Genomic DNA, 15,024 nt, shown 5'->3' with positions numbered 1-15,024 from the left:
CTGGGGCCGTGGGCGGCCCCGGTAAAGGGTGGGCGTCGCTGCGCGCCCTCCCCGGTTGGGAAGATCGGCGATCCCGGTCGACCCGCCCTCCAGTCGGGGCCGGCCGGGGTCCTCCCGCCGATCTGCCGGTTCGCCCGATCTCAATTTGATCGGATAGCGAACGTTTGATCTTATAATGATCAATGGGAAGCACAGTGATCCGGATGCGTCAAGCAAAGTTTCACCGCCACGGCCGCTTGGGGACGGTCAACGGGCAGGCAGGCAGGGCCCGCCCCAAGCCTGATGCAGATGCGGCAAGTCACTGGAAAATTTGACGGGTATTCGCTCTTTCTGACCACGGGAAGGGCCGCCGCCGTCGCACAGGCCGGACAAGCGATTTTGCCGGGGGCCGGGGAACGGGCTTGCCAAGCCTCAGCCTTTGCCATCAAATGTTCGCAATCCGAACGAATGCGAGGCCCCGATGACGACCCCTGATTCCAAGCGCGCCAGCAAGCCCGAGAACCCGAAGAACTCGGTCCAGTCGGTGGTGAAGGCCTTCAACGTGCTGCGCAGTTTCACCCCCGACCAGTTCGAACTGTCGATTTCCGAGGTGGCGCAGCGCACCGGGCTGGACCGTGGCACCGCCTACCGGCTGCTGCACACCCTGCGCGAAGAGGGCTATATTGCGCCAGTGCCAAAGACCCGCCGCTTTCGGCTGACGCTGAAATGTCTGGAGCTGGGCTTTACCACGCTGTCGCATTTTTCGTTGCGGGACCTGTCGCGGCCGCTGCTGATCGGCCTGCTGGAGGACGTGGCGGATGCGGCGTCGCTGGGGATGCTGGATGGCGCCGATGTGGTCTACATGGAGCGCGTGCAGGGTGATATGGGCGGGCGCCTGCTGGAGCGGCGCATTGGCGTGCGCACCGGCATCTACGCCGCAGCCCTTGGCCAGGCGATCCTGGCCTTTGAGCCCGAGGACATCCAGCGCCGCACCCTTGAGATGAGCGACCGCATCAAGCTGTCGGAACGCACGGTGACCGATATCGACGCCCTGCTGGCGCGCCTGTCAGAGATCCGCGCCCGTGGCTGGGCGGTATCGGATGGCGAGAACGCCTATGGCCTTCGCACCGTCGCGGCACCGGTCTTTGACGCGCGGGGGCAGGCGGTCGCGGCGGTCTCGGCGACGGTGGGGGCAGAGCGCTGGACGTTGGAAGGGTTCCTGGAAAAGGCCGTGCCCCGGGTGCTGGAGGTGACGCGGGAGCTGTCAGAGGGGCTGCGCATGTCGGGCGGGGCGATTCCCCTGCGCCGTGCGGAATGATCTTACCAATATCCAGATTGGTAAAATGATGGCCCCCGGCATCCGGCTGATTCAGCTGGAAACGGAGGGGATTCCACGAAATCAGGCAAAGTTGTTTTACCAATTGACAGGGCCTGCCCCAGGCGGCCATAGTCACGGCGAAACCGGCCCGGGCATCTTCGGGTGCCTCACCGCCCTCCAGCGGGCCTGCCTGGCAGGGAGTATTCCGGATGACCGATCTGACCCATGCGCTGGAGATGCAGCGCCCCCCCGTTCTGCGCTTTGGCAGCGGAACGCTTGCGACGCTGGCTGACTGGGTGCGTGCCCAGGGCTACAGCCGTCCCTTCGTGGTGGCCGATGCCGTCAATGCCGCGCGGCTGGATCTGCTGGGGCTGGGGGCCGTTCCCTGTTTCGGCCAGGTGGTGCCCGAACCCGACATCCCCAACCTGATGCAGGCGGTCGCCGCCGCGGGCGAGGCCGATCTGGTGATCGGTTTCGGCGGCGGCTCGGCGATGGATCTGGCCAAGCTGGTGGCGGTGATGGCGGGAACCGACCTGCAGCTGTCGGACATTTCCGGGCCGCAGCGGGCGCCGCGGCGCAGCCGGGGTCTGGTGCAGATCCCCACCACCGCCGGGACGGGCTCCGAGGTCGGCACCCGCGCGCTGGTCACCGATCCCGAAACGCTGAACAAGGTGGCCACGGAATCCGTGCACATGCTGGCGGATCTGGCGATCATCGACCCGGATCTGACCATGTCGGTGCCGCGCTTCGTCACCGCCGCCACCGGCGTCGATGCCATGGCCCATTGCACCGAGGCCTATACGTCGAAACGCTCTCATCCGGTGATCGACGCCTATGCGCTGCAGGGGGTCGAACTGGTCGGGCGCTTCCTGAAACGCGCCGTGGAGGACGGCAGCGATGCCGAGGCGCGCGCCGGTCTGGCGCTGGCGGCCTTCTACGGCGGCGTCTGCCTGGGGCCGGTCAACACCACGGCGGGACATGCGCTGTCCTATCCGCTGGGCACCCGGCACAAGCTGGCCCATGGCATCGCCAATGCGCTGATCTTCCCGCATGTTCTGGCGGTGAACCAGCCGGCGGTGCCGGAAAAGACCGCCCGCATCGCCGCGGCCCTGGGCTTTGACGGCAGCAGCCCCGCCACGGTCGAGGCCGGCGCGCGTGCCTTCTGCGAAGGGCTGGGGCTGGATATGCGCCTGCGCGCCCATGGCGTCCCCGAAAACGACCTGGCCGCGATGGCGGCCGAGGCCCATGGCATCCGCCGCCTGCTGGACTGGAACCCGGTCGATCTATCGGTCGCGGAGATCGAGGCGCTTTATCACCGTGCCTGGTAGGGGGGGCTGGTAGGCCTCGCCGCGCAGGGCATCAGCCCATGGCGCCCGCCTCCAGAAAGCCCGCGACAAAGGGCGTGGCGGGGCGGGCGCGCAGTTCGGCCGGGGCGCCGATCTGCTCGATCCGGCCCATCGACATGACCACCACCCGGTCCGCGAGGCTCAGGGCCTCGTGCTGGTCATGGGTGACGAAGATCGTGGTCAGGCCGGTGGCATCGTGGATCTCGCGCAGGCCGGCGCGCAGCTCCTTGCGGACCTGGGCGTCAAGGGCGCCGAAGGGTTCGTCCAGCAGCAGCATCCGCGGCTCGGTCGCGAGGGCGCGCGCCAGCGCCACCCGCTGGCGCTGCCCGCCCGACAGCTGCGCCGGATAGCGCCCGGCGATGTCGGGCAGGCGGATCAGCTCCAGCAACTTGCCGACGCGGCGGGCGATCTCGGGGGGCGCGGGGCGGGTCGCGCGGGGGCGGGCGCGCAGGCCGTAGGCGATGTTCTCGAACACGCTCATGTGGCGGAACAGCGCGTAGCTTTGGAACACGAAGCCCGCGCCGCGGTGCTGGACGGGGCGCCCGGTGGCATCCTGGCCATCCAGCAGCACCCGCCCTGAACTGGGCTGTTCCAGCCCCGCGATGATGCGCAGCAGCGTCGTCTTGCCGGATCCCGACGGGCCCAGCAGCGCCACCATCGCCCCCGAAGGAACCGAGAGCGAGACGGGCGACAGCGCCTGCGTGCCGCCGAAGGATTTCGCGATGTCGTCGATGTCGATATGCATGGGGGTCTCCGGGGATCAGTGGCGGCGGGTGGCGGCCAGAAGGTCCGCGTGCTGCCATTCAAGAAGGGATTTCAGCGCCAGCGTCACCAGCGCGAGGGCCGCCAGCAGCGCCGCAAGGGTGAAGGCCGCGGCGGACAGGTATTCGTTGTAGAGCATCTCGATCAGGATCGGCAGGGTGGTGGTCTGGCCGCGGATCTTGCCCGAGATCACCGCCACGGCGCCGAATTCGCCCATCGCGCGGGCATTGCACAGCAGCACGCCATAAAGCAGCGCCCAGCGGACATTGGGCAGCGTCACGGTGCGGAACATCCGCCACCCCGAGGCGCCCAGCGTCAGCGCCGCCTCTTCCTCGGCCGGGCCCTGTTCGGCCATCACCGGGATCAGTTCGCGGGCCACGAAGGGGAAGGTGATGAACAGCGTCGCCAGCAACAGCCCCGGCAGGGCAAAGACGATCCGCAGGTCATGCGCCTTCAGCCAGTCTCCGAACACCCCGCCCGCGCCGTAGAGCAGCACCAGCGCCAGCCCCGCCACCACCGGCGAGACCGAGAAGGGCAGGTCGATCAGCGTGATCAGCACCGCCTTGCCGCGAAAGTCGAAGCGCGCGATGGCCCAGGCGGCGGCCAGTCCGACGATGGCGTTCAGCGGCACGGCCAGGGCGGCCACCGTCAGCGTCAGCCGGATCGCGGCGCGGGCATCGGGCTGGCGCAGCGCGTCCCAGGCGGTGGCGATGCCGCCGCGCAGGGCCTCGGCAAAGACCACCGCCAGGGGCGCCAGCAGCAGCAGCGCGACCAGCGCCACCGCCACCAGCGTCAGGCCAAGGCGCATGAGCGGCGCTTCGGTGCGGGCGGGATGGGCAAGGATGTCAGACATGGCGCACCTCGGCCTTGGGACGCGGGGGGCGGGCCATGTGCAGACCCAGCCAAAGCGCACCCAGCAGGGCTGCGGGCAGCAGCGCCCAGGCCAGCAGCGCCGCCAACAGGCCCGCGCCCGCCAGCCACAGCAGCAGGCCCGCCAGCAGGCCGCAGGTGCCGAAGGCGGTGGCGATCAGGAAGCCTCCGGCAGGGGGGATGCCGCGGTCGGCGGCGTAAGGGATGTCAGGCATGTCCGATCCTCCGTCTTGCCCAGACCTGGGTTGCATTGATCAGCAGAAGCATCGCGAAAGAGACCGCCAGCATGGCGATGCCGATCGCGGCGGCGGCGTCGTAGTCGTATTCCTCCAGCCGGATGACGATCAGCAGGGGGGCGATCTCGGTCAGCTTGGGCAGGTTGCCGGCGATAAAGATGACCGAGCCGTATTCCCCCACCCCCCGCGCCAGCGACAGCGCAAAGCCCGTGGCCATGGCCGGCGCCAGCACCGGCAGCACCACCCGGCGCAATGTCCGCAGCCGCGAGGCGCCCAGCGTGGCCGAAGCTTCCTCGCATTCGGGGTCGATTTCCTCGATCACGGGCTGGACGGTGCGCACCACGAAGGGCAGGCCGACAAAGATCAGCGCCAGCCAGATGCCGGCCTGGCTGTAGGCGATCTGCAGCCCCAGATGGGCCAGCACCGCCCCGAAGACGCCGTTCGGCGCATAAAGCGTGGTCAGCGCAATGCCCGCGACGGCGGTCGGCAGGGCGAAGGGCAGGTCCACCGCCGCATCGATCAGCCGCCGCCCGGGAAAGCGGTAGCGCACCAGCACCCAGGCCAGCAGGCTGCCCGCCAGCAGGTTCACCACCGCCGCCCCGAAGGCCGCGCGAAACGACAGCCACAGCGCCGCGCGCACCCGTTCGGGCGCCAGATGCGCCAGCAGCGCCTCGGGGCCTATCGCCACCCCCCGCCCCAGCAGGGCAGCAAGCGGCAGCAGCACGATCAGGCCCAGGGCGCCGCTCAGCACCCCGAGGCCGAGGCGAAAGCCCGGCAGCGCGGAGGGGGAACGCAACAGCATCGCCTAGCCCCCGTAAACCTGGTCAAAGATCCCGCCCGATCCGAAGAAGCGCGGCTGCGCCTGCGCCCAGCCGCCGAAATCGTCAATCGTCAGCAGATCCAGCTTGGGGAATTTCGCCAGATCCTCGGGCGCTGCCGCCGAGGTGTCCCAGGCGCGGTAGCCGTTCTTCAGCGCCAGCGCCTGGGCCTCGGGGGAATAGAGGTGCTGCAGATAGGCTTGGGCGGCGGCGGTCTGCTCGGGGTCGTGCAGGTTGCCCGGCAGCAGCGCCACCGGCGGATCGGCCCGGATCGAGATCGAGGGCACGACGATCTCGAACCTGTCGGGGCCCAGTTCCTGCACCGCCAGCAGGGCCTCGTTCTCCCAGGCCAGCAGCACGTCGCCGGTGCCGCGCTGCGTGAAGGTGGTGGTGGCGCCGCGCGCGCCGGTGTCCAGCACCGGCACATGGGCGAAAAGCTGGTGCAGATAGTCGCGCGCCGCAGCCTCGTCGCCGCCATGGGTCTTCAGCGCCCAGCCCCAGGCCGCCAGCACGTTCCAGCGCGCCCCGCCCGAGGTCTTGGGATTGGGCGTGATCACCTGCACGCCCGGCTTCACCAGGTCGCCCCAGTCGTGGATGCCCTTCGGATTGCCCCGGCGCACCAGGAACACGATGGTCGAGGTATAGGGCGCGCTGTCATGGGGCAGCGCCTTCTGCCAGTCCTTCGGCAGCGCCCGGGACCGATCGGCAATGGCGTCGATGTCCGAGGCCAGCGCCAGCGTCACCACCTGCGCGTCCAGCCCGTCGATCACGGCGCGCGCCTGGGCGCCCGATCCGCCGTGGCTTTGTTCGATGGTGACGGGCGGGTGGCCCTGCGCCTGCCACCAGCTGGCGAACATGGCATCATAGGCGCGGTAGAATTCGCGTGTCGGGTCGTAGGAGACGTTCAGCAGCGTCGTGTCGGCCAGCACGGGGCCGGACAGCGCGGTGAGGCCAAGCAGGGCGGCAAGGACCGGCCCTGCGCCCCGGGTCAGAAGGGTGCGGGTCATGGAAAGCTCCGGTTGTCGAAGGGTCAGGCGGGCAGGATGCGCACGCGCCAGTGGCGCGGATCGCGGCCGCACATCAGTTCGCGGGCGGCCAGCTGGGGATCGCGGGCCAGCACCGTCAGCGGCTGGCCGTTCAGGCAAAGGGGGCGTCCGGTGTCGCGGGCCACGAGATGCAGCACGTGCACGCGACCGGGATGCGGTGTCGGGCAGGCAGGTATCATTTCGGTCCTCCGTAGCGGGACGCGGGGGCATCCCCGCAATACCCTTAATATCTACCGAGGTTGTCGTGAATGGGAGGGAATGTTTTCGCTGTTCTGCATCCGGCGCCGGAGAAGATTATTCTCCCGCGACCCCACCCGAGGCGGACGCAGCCCCTGCACCGGCCGTGTCATCGCCCGTCAGATCCAGGATTTTACCCGTCTTTTCAGGGCCCTGAAGCAGATCCTGCAGGGTCAGGGATTCGATCAGCAGCAGGTAGCTCCAGAACACCTCGCCCAGCACGCGGCGCAGCTGGCAGCTGTCTTCGTCGGTGCAGTCGTCGCAGCGGCGGTAGGCGCGGCGCGACAGGCAGGGCAGGGGCGCGATGGGGCCCTCGACCTCCTGCAGCAGGGCGCCCAGGGAAATCCGGGCGGGCTCTCGGATCAGGAAATAGCCCCCCGCCCGGCCGCGCTTGGCGCCCAGATAGCCCGCCTTGCGCAGGTCCAGCAGGATATGTTCCAGGAATCGTTTCGGCGCACCCGAGCGCTGCGCGACCTCTTCGATCGTCAGCGCCTCGCCGGGCTTCAGCGCACCGAGCGCCATCATGGATTTCAGGGCGTACTTGGCCTTCTGGGTGATCATCGCCAGAGTAAATCACCAATTCAAAGCCAGGGAAAGACGGCTTTTCCGCCTATACACGATAAACACGGTAGACATTTAGTTCTTTTGCGGCATCCTGAGAGCAGAACGACCCTCGGGAGGGCACAGATGGAACTGGACCGGATCGACCGCAAGATCATCGCCGCGCTGATGGCCGATGCGACGGTGCCGCTGGCGCGGCTGGCGGATCAGGTGGGGCTGACCCAGACGCCATGCTGGAAACGGGTCCGCAAGCTGCAGGATGCGGGGATCATCCGGGCCCGGGTGGCGCTGGTCGACCCCGAACACCTGGGCCTTGGGCTGACGGTCTTCGCCGGTGTCAGCGCCCCCGACCAGGGCGCCGACTGGCATGATCGTTTCGAGGCGCTGCTGGCCGCCATCCCCGAGGTGATGGATGCCTACCGTCTGGCCGGCAGCCAGGACTACGTGCTGCGCATCGTCGCCCGCGACATGGCCGATTACGACCGCATCCGCCGCCATATCACCGAGGCGATCCCGGTGCGCGACATCACCGCCAGTTTCGCGCTGAAGCGGCTGAAGGCCAAGACGGTGCTGCCCGTCGACACACGCAGCGCGTGAAGCCCGGGCGCGCGGTAAGCCCGCCGACGGCATTTCCGTAAATTGCCAATCCCGCGGTCGCGGATATAGAGGAGGGAAGGGCCCCGGCCTGCTCCTCACCCTCTCCTGGATCCAGAAGGCATCATGCCCATTACCCTGACCCGCGCCCCTGCCGCGGCCGTCCCCTGCGGCGCGTCCCGCTATCTGCTTGGCCGCGTCTCCTGCGCGCTGGCACTGTTTGCCGCGCTGATGGCCAGCACCACGCCCAGCCCGCTTTATCCGCTTTATATCGAGCACCTCCATCTGTCGCAGGGGATCGCCACCACGATCTTCGCGGTCTATGCGGTGGGCACGCTGCTGGCGCTGTTTCTGGCGCCGCGGCTGGATGCGCGGGTGGCCGACCGGCGCAGGCTGCTGATCCCGGGGCTGCTGATGACGATGCTGGGGGCGGTGCTGTTCGCTCTGGCGGGATCGGTCACGATGCTGATCGCCGGGCGGGTGCTGTCGGGGGTGGCGACCGGGCTGATCACCAGCACGGCCTCGGCGGCGCTGCTGGATCTGGATCCCTCGGCCAACCGCAAGCGGGCGGCGGTGATCAGCACCGTCGCCTTCACCGGCGGCGCGGCGACGGGCCCGGTGGTGTCCTCGGTGGCGCTGGCCCTGGGGATCGCGCCGCTGGTCACGCCCTTCCTGGTGATCGCGGGCACTGCGGCGCTGGCGATCCTGGGGCTGCTGGCCTCGCAATGGCAGACCCGCCGTCATGCCGAGCCGACCCCAAGCGGCGCCGATCTGGGGCAGGGTCTGAGCGATGCGATGCGGCGCAACTATGCGCTGCTGGCCTGCCTGTCGATCGTGGTGGCCTGGATCCTGGGCTCGGCGTTGATGGCCACCGGCGTCACTCTGGCGACGCAGCTGTTCGACCTGCGGGTGCATGCGCTGGCGGGGCTGCTGCCGGCCATTTTCCAGGCCTTTGCCGGCCTGGGCCAGGTGCTGGCGGGACGCTTCCGGCCGCTGGGCGCGGTGCTGGTGGGCTGCCTGTCGATGGCGGCGCTGCAGCTGGGGCTGCTGCTGGGGGCGGGGGCCGGACTGGCCCCGGTCTTCGTGCTGGCCATGCCGCTGTGCGGGCTGGCCTATGGCGCGGCCTTCGTCGGCGGCGCCGCCCTGACGAACGAGGCCGCCACGGCGCAGAACCGCACCCGGCTGATCTCTCGGTTCTACGTGACGGGGTATCTGGGCAATGCGATCCCGACGCTGGCCTTCGGCATGCTGATCGATGTCATCGGCCTGGGGCGGGCCTTTGGCATCTTCTCGGCGGCGCTGGCGGCACTGGCGCTGGTCACCGGGCTGATCGCCTGGGGCCTGCTGCGACGGCGAACTTAGGGCGCGTGGATATTCACAAGATGTTTCCTTTTGCCGCACGGCCTTGACCTGGCCGCGCCGCAGTGCAGAATCCACCGGTAATAGTTTGAACCCTCAAGTTTTTTGACGCCAATGGCGCGTACCGGGGGTCTGGTTGCGGGGTGGCTTCGGCGGGTCGGGGCGCCTAGTGGCTGCGCGCCTGCCCGACCCGGATGGCATGGAAGCACTGCAATGACCGACACCCCCACCGCATCGAAATACGAACATTCCGTTCCCTGGTTCTGGCCCATGGCCACCTGGATGGAGTTCGAGAAAGCCGGCTTTCGCGCCGTCGAGGACAGCCTGCGCTACATGAAGGAGGCGGTCGAGGTCACCGCGCCCCCCGATCCGCAATGGGCGACGCCGAACCAGATCCTGCTGGATCTCGACACCATGCGGCTGCGTGATTTCGGCGGCGCGGGCGGCGGTATCCCGGTGATCGTGGATGCGCCCTTCGCCGGCCATTCCGCCACCATCGCCGATTACGATGCGGGTCAGAGCCTGATTGCCACGCTGCTGGCGGCGGGGCTGGGCCGGGTGGTCTGCACCGACTGGAAAAGCGCCACCCCCGGGATGCGCGATTTCGACATCGACAAATACCTGGCCGAGATCAACGTCGTGGTCGATGAACTGGGTGGCCGGGCCATCCTGGTCGGGCTGTGCCAGGGCGGCTGGATGTCCTCGATGTATGCGGCGCGCTTCCCCGACAAGGTGGCGGCGCTGGTGCTGGCCGGTTCGCCCATCGACACCGATGCCGGTGACGGCCCGATCCGCAAGATGGCGCATGAGATGCCGCTGTCGGTCTACCAGGAGATGGTCACCGCAGGCGAGGGCCGGATGCTGGGGCAATTCATGCTGACCGGCTGGAAGAACATGCACCCCGACAAGCAATATATCGGCAAGTTCGTCGACCTGTTCTCTCATATCGAGGACCCGGCCTATCTGGAGCGCACCGAGACCTTCGAAAGCTGGTACGAACGTCCGCTGGACCTGCCGGGGGTCTATTACCTTCAGGCGATCGAGCTGCTGTTCAAGAAGAACCTGTTCGCCAAGGGCGAATTCGTGGCCCTCGGGCGGCAGCTGAAGCTGAAGGACATCACCTGCCCGACCTACCTTCTGGCCGGTGAAAGCGATGACATCACCACCCACGAGCAGGTCTTCGCGGCCCGCGACCTGCTGGGCACCCCGCCTGAACAGATCGAGAGCAAGCTGGTCCCGGGCGGGCACATCGGGCTGTTCATGGGGCGCCGGACGCTGGCGGACACCTGGCCCGGCATCGCCGCCTGGCTGGCCGACAAGGGCGCGCGCTAGGCTGCCCCGACCCGGTCCGCAAGCTGGCGCAGAAAGGCCTGCAGGCTGGCGCGCGGACCGGGCTGCTGCAGGTGGCAGGCGATCTGCTGCGGGGTCATCTTCATCAGCGCGAAGCGGGCGAAGACCTCGGGGGCGAAACCGGCGCTGAGCGTCGACAGCACCAGCCGCAGCTGCGCCAGCATGTCCTCGCCCCGGTGCGAGGCATGCAGCAGCGCGATGGGCTTGCCGATGATCTCGTCCCGGGACACCATCCAGTCGAGCGCATTCTTCAGCCCGCCGGGAATGGCGCGGACGTATTCGGGGCTGGAGATCACCAGCGCGTCGCAGTCCCGCAGGGCGTCGGCAAAGGCCGCGACGGGGGCGGGCAGGGCGGTGCCCTCCTGGTCCGGGCTGAAGACCGGCAGGGCGCCCGTCCCGGCGATGATCTGGACATCATGGGCGGGCCCGGCCGCCACGGCCAGCCCCCGCAGCAAGGCGGTATTCGTCGAGGCAGCCCGGCCGCTGCCGGAAAGAGCAAGGATCTTCATGCCGCCTGCCTAGCCGCAGCCGGACGGGCGGGCAAGCGGATCAGGCCGTGATCAGCAGCCGCAGCGCCAGGGTCCACATCACGATGGCGATGACCCCCTCAAGGGCCCGCCAGGCGCGCGGGGCGGCAAACAGCGGCCGCAGTGGCCGGGCGCCGAACCCCAGCAGGAAGAAGAACAGGAAGGACCCCAGGATCGCGCCGCCGCCAAAGGCTGCGGCCTGACCCGGGAACTGCCCCGACAGGCTGCCCAGCAGAACCACGGTATCCAGATAGACATGCGGGTTCAGCCAGGTGATCGCCAGGCAGGCCAGCAGCGTCCGCCCCAGCCCGGTCAGCGCCTGCGGCCCGTCGGCCTGCAGCGCCCCCCCGGGCCGCAGCGCCGCCCGGGCGCTCTGGGCGCCGAACCACAGCAGATAGGCGGCACCGGCATAGCGCATGACCGGCCCGATCCAGGGCAGCCAGCCCGCGACACTGCCGAACCCCGCCACCCCCAGCGTGATCAGCACCGCATCCGACAGCGCGCAGGCCAGGCAAACGGCCAGCACATGCTGCCCGCGCAGCCCCTGCCGCAGCACGAAGGCATTCTGCGCCCCGATGGCCACGATCAGGCTGAGGCCCATCGACAGCCCCGTCAGAAAGACCGGAAAATTCATGGCAGCGTGCCCCTTGGTTGTTGTGCCGCTTGCTGTAGCCTGGGCCGATGAATTAGGAAAATTAAGGTATGTAATCTCGATTAAGGAAAACTGATGTCGATCGACTACCCCGCCGCCCGCGCCGTGGCCGAGGTCGTGCGCACAGGCAGTTTCGAACGCGCGGCCCTGGCCCTACACGTGACGCCGTCGGCGGTGTCGCAACGGATCAAGCAGCTGGAGGAACGCCTGGGCGTGGTGCTGGTGCGCCGGGGCACCCCCTGCACCGCGACCGACCGCGGCGCCGCGCTGTGTCGGCACGTCGAGCAGGTCGGGATGCTGGAGCAGGACCTGATGGCCCGCCTGCCCGAGCTTGCCCCGCCCGACGGTGCCGCACCTCGGGTGACGCTGCCGCTGGCCACCAATGCCGACAGCCTGGGCACCTGGTTCCTGGAGGGTATCGCTGCCTTCACCGCCGCCAGCGGCCATCTGGTCGATATCGCCCTTGATGACGAGGACCACACGGCCGACTGGCTTCGCCGGGGGCGGGTAGTGGCGGCGGTGACCTCGATCGGGCGGGCGGTGCAGGGCTGCCGGGTGATCCCGCTGGGGCGGCTGCGCTACCATGCCACCGCCAGCCCGGCCTTCATCGCGCAGCATTTCCCGGCCGGGGTCGACCGGGCGGCGCTGGCCCGGGCGCCGGCGCTGATCTTCAACCAGAAGGACAGGCTGCAGGCCGACTGGGTGCGGCAGAGCTTCGGGCAGGAGGTCGCGCTGCCGACGCATTGGCTGCCGTCGACCCAAGGGTTCCTCGATGCCAGCCTGGCGGGCATGGGCTGGGCGCTGAACCCCGCTCCGCTGGCCGCGCCGCATCTGGCGGCAGGTCGCCTGGCCGAGCTGATCCCCGGCGCCGTGCTGGACCGTCAGCTGTACTGGCAGATCAACCGCGTTTCGGCGGCGGCCCTGTCGGGCCTGACCGACTGCCTGCGCCGCGCCGCGCGCCGCCATCTGGCGCCGCCCGACCCGGGCTGAGCCCCCCCTCAGGCCCTGGCCTCGGCGCGCAGCCAGTCGCAAAGCGCGGCCGGGGCTGCGGCATCGCGGGCGCCGGGCGGATGCACCAGGTAATAGGCCAGATCGCTGGCCAGCGTGGTGGGGAAAGGGGCCAGCAGGCGGCCCTTGGCCAGTGCCTGCGCCACCATCGAGCGCCGCAGCAGCGCGACACCCTGTCCCGCCAGTGCGGCCTCGGCCGCGCCATTGCCATCGACGAACAGCGGCCCCGTTGCGGCCTCGGTCTGCGGGGCGCCGGCGGCCATCATCCACAGCGGCCAGTCCTGGCGGTGCTCGTCATGCAGCAGGCGCGCCCGGCCCAGGTCGGCGGCCGTGTCGAAAGGCCCGTGGCGGGCCAGATAGCGCGGGCTGCACACCGGGGTCAGCCCGTCGTCGATCAGCCGTTCGGCGACCAGGCCGGGCCAGCGCCCCAGCCCGTGGCGGACCGACAGGTCGATGCCGTCCCGGCCAAAGTCCAGCACCCGGTTCGAGGCGCTGATGCGCAGGTCGATCCCGGGATGGGCCTGTTCGAAGCGCGCCAGTCGCGGCAGCAGCCACTGGCTGGCAAAGCCCGAGGTGCAGCCCAGCGTCACCACAGCGGGGGTCGGGCGGGCCCGGGCCCGGGCCGAGGCCTCGCGCAGGATCCGCAGGGCACTTGAGGCGGAGGTGGCCAGCTGGGCGCCGGTCTCGGTCAGCACGATCTGCCGGGGCCGGCGCAGGAACAGGGCCACCCCCAGGTCGCGCTCCAGTTCGCGGATCTGCTGGCTGACCGCACCGGGGGTCACGCAAAGCTCGTCTGCGGCGCGGCTGACGCTGCCATGGCGGGCGGCGGCCTCGAAGGCGCGCAGCGCGTTGAGCGAGGGGAGGGGACCTGGCATGAGTTAGAAAATCTCAAGCATAGAGGCAGAAATCATCGTTTGTCTTCATCGCCGGTCCGTGGTCATTCGGGCAGAACGGTCGCGGGGGCGGATCCGCATTGGTGTAGATATTCTAAGACATGGAAGACAGATGTCGCAACATTCCTCGCCGAAGGCGCTTGACTGGTCGCTGCTGATCCTGCTGTCGGTCCTGTGGGGCGGGTCGTTCTTTTTCTCGAAGGTGGCGCTGGCGGCGCTGCCGCCGCTGACGGTGGTGTTGTGCCGGGTGATGCTGGCGGCGCTGGCGCTGTGGATCTACCTGCGGGCGCGCGGCACGCGCCTGTCGCTGGGCCCGGCCGCCTGGCGCGCTTTCTTCCTGATGGGGGCGGTGAACAACGTGATCCCCTTCAGCCTGCTGGTCTGGGGGCAGACGCAGATTGCCAGCGGGCTGGCCTCGATCCTGAACGCCACGACGCCGGTCTTTGCCATCCTGGTGACCAAGGCCCTGGCCCCCGAGACCGAGGTCTCGGCCAACCGGCTGGTCGGCGTGGCGCTCGGGCTGGCGGGGGTGGCGGTGCTGATGGGGGGGGATCTGGTGTCGGATCACGGTTTTCCGCTGCTGCCGATGCTGGCCTGCCTGGGGGCGACGCTGTCCTACGGCTTTGCGGGTTATTTCGGCCAGCGCTTCCGGCAGATGGGCATCGCCCCGGCAACCGGTGCCTTCGGTCAGCTTGCGGCCTCCAGCGTGATGATGGTGCCGCTGGCCGGGATCGTCGAGCAGCCCTGGACGCTGGCGGTGCCGGGTCCGGTTGTCCTGGCCGCGCTGGTGGGGCTGGCGCTGCTGTCGACGGCGCTGGCCTATGTGATCTACTTTCGCAGCCTGTCCAGCATCGGCCAGCTGAACACCTCGATGGTGACGCTGATGATCCCGGCCAGCGCCATCGTGCTGGGCAGCCTGGTTCTGGGCGAGCGGTTGCAGGTCAACCATTACGCCGGGCTGGGGCTGATCGGGCTGGGCCTGCTGGCGATCGACGGGCGGATCTGGGCGCGCCTGCGCTGCCGCGGGGGCTGACGCCCGGCCCCTGCCAGCACGGGTGCCCGGGCCCTGGCCCGATACGGGCTGCAGGGGCCGGGCGGCAATACCCGCGCAGCGCCACGCGCGGCGTTGCAGGGGGCGATCCCGGCGGCGTTCATCGCCGATGACCGCGGTCTTTATCCTGTCGAAAGGCCCCTCGGCACAGGCCCCGCCCGATCAGCACCGAAGGCAGCGGTATGGCAGCGCATCACCGTCTGCAGCGCCCGGTTCGTGCAGAACCGACCCCAGAGCCAAAGGCTGTGCCCCAAAGGCGTGTCGCCACCCGGCGGGGCATGCCGACGGCCGAATATCGCTGGGCACGGGGGCATGAGGGTGATCCATCAAGGCGCCATCATGGCGGACGCCTGGGGCGGCCAGCCGACCCTTCCCCGCGTCCTCCTGCCACAGGCCCGTATCCGGCCCTCGGTTGCA

At 69.3% G+C, this 15,024-nt stretch carries 17 protein-coding genes; 7 read left to right on the top strand and 10 right to left on the bottom strand.

What is annotated here, in order from left to right; genetic code table 11:
- Positions 1–460 precede the first annotated feature (460 nt).
- The gene (locus AC2ITM_RS19225; RefSeq protein WP_486470036.1) at positions 461–1,297 is read left to right on the top strand and encodes an IclR family transcriptional regulator; all 837 of its coding nucleotides are present in this window, start codon (positions 461–463) and stop codon (positions 1,295–1,297) included.
- Positions 1,298–1,506: 209 nt separating this feature from the next.
- Positions 1,507–2,625: an iron-containing alcohol dehydrogenase gene (locus tag AC2ITM_RS19220; protein WP_486470035.1), complete on the top strand. Its 1,119-nt coding sequence runs from the start codon at positions 1,507–1,509 to the stop codon at positions 2,623–2,625.
- A gap of 31 nt (positions 2,626–2,656) precedes the next feature.
- Here AC2ITM_RS19220 and AC2ITM_RS19215 read toward each other — a convergent pair whose 3' ends face one another.
- The 7 genes from AC2ITM_RS19215 to AC2ITM_RS19185 form a co-directional block, all read right to left on the bottom strand.
- Positions 2,657–3,388 carry a sulfate/molybdate ABC transporter ATP-binding protein gene (locus AC2ITM_RS19215; protein ID WP_486470034.1) on the bottom strand — a complete coding sequence of 244 codons (732 nt, stop codon included), beginning with the start codon at positions 3,386–3,388 and terminating at the stop codon, positions 2,657–2,659.
- Between the two features lie 15 nt (positions 3,389–3,403).
- On the bottom strand, positions 3,404–4,258 hold the full coding sequence (cysW, locus tag AC2ITM_RS19210) for a sulfate ABC transporter permease subunit CysW (protein ID WP_486470033.1): 855 nt from the start codon (positions 4,256–4,258) through the stop codon (positions 3,404–3,406).
- Positions 4,251–4,490 (bottom strand): hypothetical protein, encoded by a 240-nt coding sequence (locus AC2ITM_RS19205; protein WP_486470032.1) that lies wholly within the window; start codon positions 4,488–4,490, stop codon positions 4,251–4,253. The genes cysW and AC2ITM_RS19205 overlap by 8 nt, the downstream gene beginning before the upstream one ends.
- A complete protein-coding gene (cysT, locus tag AC2ITM_RS19200; RefSeq protein WP_486470031.1) occupies positions 4,483–5,313 on the bottom strand; it encodes a sulfate ABC transporter permease subunit CysT in 831 nt (276 codons plus the stop codon). Before cysT ends, AC2ITM_RS19205 begins: the two co-directional genes overlap by 8 nt.
- A 3-nt stretch (positions 5,314–5,316) precedes the next feature.
- Positions 5,317–6,336 carry a sulfate ABC transporter substrate-binding protein gene (locus AC2ITM_RS19195; RefSeq protein WP_486470030.1) on the bottom strand — a complete coding sequence of 340 codons (1,020 nt, stop codon included), beginning with the start codon at positions 6,334–6,336 and terminating at the stop codon, positions 5,317–5,319.
- Positions 6,337–6,359: 23 nt separating this feature from the next.
- The gene (locus AC2ITM_RS19190; protein WP_486470029.1) at positions 6,360–6,554 is read right to left on the bottom strand and encodes a hypothetical protein; all 195 of its coding nucleotides are present in this window, start codon (positions 6,552–6,554) and stop codon (positions 6,360–6,362) included.
- A 115-nt stretch (positions 6,555–6,669) separates the two neighbouring features.
- Entirely contained in the window at positions 6,670–7,173 is a 504-nt protein-coding gene (locus AC2ITM_RS19185; protein WP_486470028.1) for an RrF2 family transcriptional regulator, read from the bottom strand.
- A 126-nt stretch (positions 7,174–7,299) separates the two neighbouring features.
- Here AC2ITM_RS19185 and AC2ITM_RS19180 point away from each other — a divergent pair, with 126 nt between their 5' ends.
- From AC2ITM_RS19180 to AC2ITM_RS19170, 3 genes are all read left to right on the top strand, one after another.
- On the top strand, positions 7,300–7,770 hold the full coding sequence (locus AC2ITM_RS19180; protein ID WP_486470027.1) for an Lrp/AsnC family transcriptional regulator: 471 nt from the start codon (positions 7,300–7,302) through the stop codon (positions 7,768–7,770).
- 123 nt (positions 7,771–7,893) lie between these two features.
- Positions 7,894–9,129, top strand: coding sequence for an MFS transporter (locus AC2ITM_RS19175; protein ID WP_486470026.1), 1,236 nt, complete (start codon positions 7,894–7,896; stop codon positions 9,127–9,129).
- A gap of 210 nt (positions 9,130–9,339) precedes the next feature.
- Positions 9,340–10,458: an alpha/beta fold hydrolase gene (locus AC2ITM_RS19170; protein WP_486470025.1), complete on the top strand. Its 1,119-nt coding sequence runs from the start codon at positions 9,340–9,342 to the stop codon at positions 10,456–10,458.
- On the opposite strand, the gene AC2ITM_RS19165 is transcribed toward AC2ITM_RS19170, so the two are convergent.
- Complete coding sequence (locus tag AC2ITM_RS19165) at positions 10,455–10,985, bottom strand: NADPH-dependent FMN reductase (protein ID WP_486470024.1); 531 nt, start codon at positions 10,983–10,985, stop codon at positions 10,455–10,457. The two genes, AC2ITM_RS19170 and AC2ITM_RS19165, sit on opposite strands and share 4 nt — an antisense overlap.
- A 40-nt stretch (positions 10,986–11,025) precedes the next feature.
- Positions 11,026–11,637: a LysE/ArgO family amino acid transporter gene (locus AC2ITM_RS19160; RefSeq protein WP_486470023.1), complete on the bottom strand. Its 612-nt coding sequence runs from the start codon at positions 11,635–11,637 to the stop codon at positions 11,026–11,028.
- A 93-nt stretch (positions 11,638–11,730) separates the two neighbouring features.
- Here AC2ITM_RS19160 and AC2ITM_RS19155 point away from each other — a divergent pair, with 93 nt between their 5' ends.
- Complete coding sequence (locus AC2ITM_RS19155; RefSeq protein WP_486470022.1) at positions 11,731–12,645, top strand: LysR family transcriptional regulator ArgP; 915 nt, start codon at positions 11,731–11,733, stop codon at positions 12,643–12,645.
- 8 nt (positions 12,646–12,653) lie between these two features.
- Here the strand turns inward: AC2ITM_RS19155 and gcvA are convergent, their stop codons facing one another.
- Complete coding sequence (gcvA, locus tag AC2ITM_RS19150) at positions 12,654–13,538, bottom strand: transcriptional regulator GcvA (RefSeq protein WP_486470021.1); 885 nt, start codon at positions 13,536–13,538, stop codon at positions 12,654–12,656.
- 130 nt (positions 13,539–13,668) lie between these two features.
- On the opposite strand from gcvA, the gene AC2ITM_RS19145 reads away from it, so the two are divergent.
- The gene (locus AC2ITM_RS19145; RefSeq protein ID WP_486470020.1) at positions 13,669–14,589 is read left to right on the top strand and encodes a DMT family transporter; all 921 of its coding nucleotides are present in this window, start codon (positions 13,669–13,671) and stop codon (positions 14,587–14,589) included.
- Positions 14,590–15,024: the final 435 nt, after the last annotated feature.

Source organism: Pseudooceanicola sp. NS-SX9 (assembly GCF_057380705.1).
Note: the sequence above shows the minus strand (reverse complement) of the source record. Positions and strands in the feature narration are given on the sequence as shown.

Bases quoted from the DNA above. Each gene is read 5' to 3' on its own strand.
- AC2ITM_RS19155 (WP_486470022.1), top strand. From the start codon at position 11,731: ATGTCGATCGACTACCCCGCCGCCCGCGCCGTGGCCGAGGTCGTGCGC.
- cysT (WP_486470031.1), bottom strand. From the start codon at position 5,313: ATGCTGTTGCGTTCCCCCTCCGCGCTGCCGGGCTTTCGCCTCGGCCTC.
- AC2ITM_RS19145 (WP_486470020.1), top strand. From the start codon at position 13,669: ATGTCGCAACATTCCTCGCCGAAGGCGCTTGACTGGTCGCTGCTGATC.
- AC2ITM_RS19175 (WP_486470026.1), top strand. From the start codon at position 7,894: ATGCCCATTACCCTGACCCGCGCCCCTGCCGCGGCCGTCCCCTGCGGC.
- AC2ITM_RS19225 (WP_486470036.1), top strand. From the start codon at position 461: ATGACGACCCCTGATTCCAAGCGCGCCAGCAAGCCCGAGAACCCGAAG.
- AC2ITM_RS19185 (WP_486470028.1), bottom strand. From the start codon at position 7,173: ATGATCACCCAGAAGGCCAAGTACGCCCTGAAATCCATGATGGCGCTC.
- cysW (WP_486470033.1), bottom strand. From the start codon at position 4,258: ATGTCTGACATCCTTGCCCATCCCGCCCGCACCGAAGCGCCGCTCATG.
- AC2ITM_RS19220 (WP_486470035.1), top strand. From the start codon at position 1,507: ATGACCGATCTGACCCATGCGCTGGAGATGCAGCGCCCCCCCGTTCTG.
- AC2ITM_RS19165 (WP_486470024.1), bottom strand. From the start codon at position 10,985: ATGAAGATCCTTGCTCTTTCCGGCAGCGGCCGGGCTGCCTCGACGAAT.
- AC2ITM_RS19205 (WP_486470032.1), bottom strand. From the start codon at position 4,490: ATGCCTGACATCCCTTACGCCGCCGACCGCGGCATCCCCCCTGCCGGA.
- AC2ITM_RS19195 (WP_486470030.1), bottom strand. From the start codon at position 6,336: ATGACCCGCACCCTTCTGACCCGGGGCGCAGGGCCGGTCCTTGCCGCC.
- AC2ITM_RS19190 (WP_486470029.1), bottom strand. From the start codon at position 6,554: ATGATACCTGCCTGCCCGACACCGCATCCCGGTCGCGTGCACGTGCTG.
- AC2ITM_RS19215 (WP_486470034.1), bottom strand. From the start codon at position 3,388: ATGCATATCGACATCGACGACATCGCGAAATCCTTCGGCGGCACGCAG.
- AC2ITM_RS19160 (WP_486470023.1), bottom strand. From the start codon at position 11,637: ATGAATTTTCCGGTCTTTCTGACGGGGCTGTCGATGGGCCTCAGCCTG.
- AC2ITM_RS19170 (WP_486470025.1), top strand. From the start codon at position 9,340: ATGACCGACACCCCCACCGCATCGAAATACGAACATTCCGTTCCCTGG.
- AC2ITM_RS19180 (WP_486470027.1), top strand. From the start codon at position 7,300: ATGGAACTGGACCGGATCGACCGCAAGATCATCGCCGCGCTGATGGCC.
- gcvA (WP_486470021.1), bottom strand. From the start codon at position 13,538: ATGCCAGGTCCCCTCCCCTCGCTCAACGCGCTGCGCGCCTTCGAGGCC.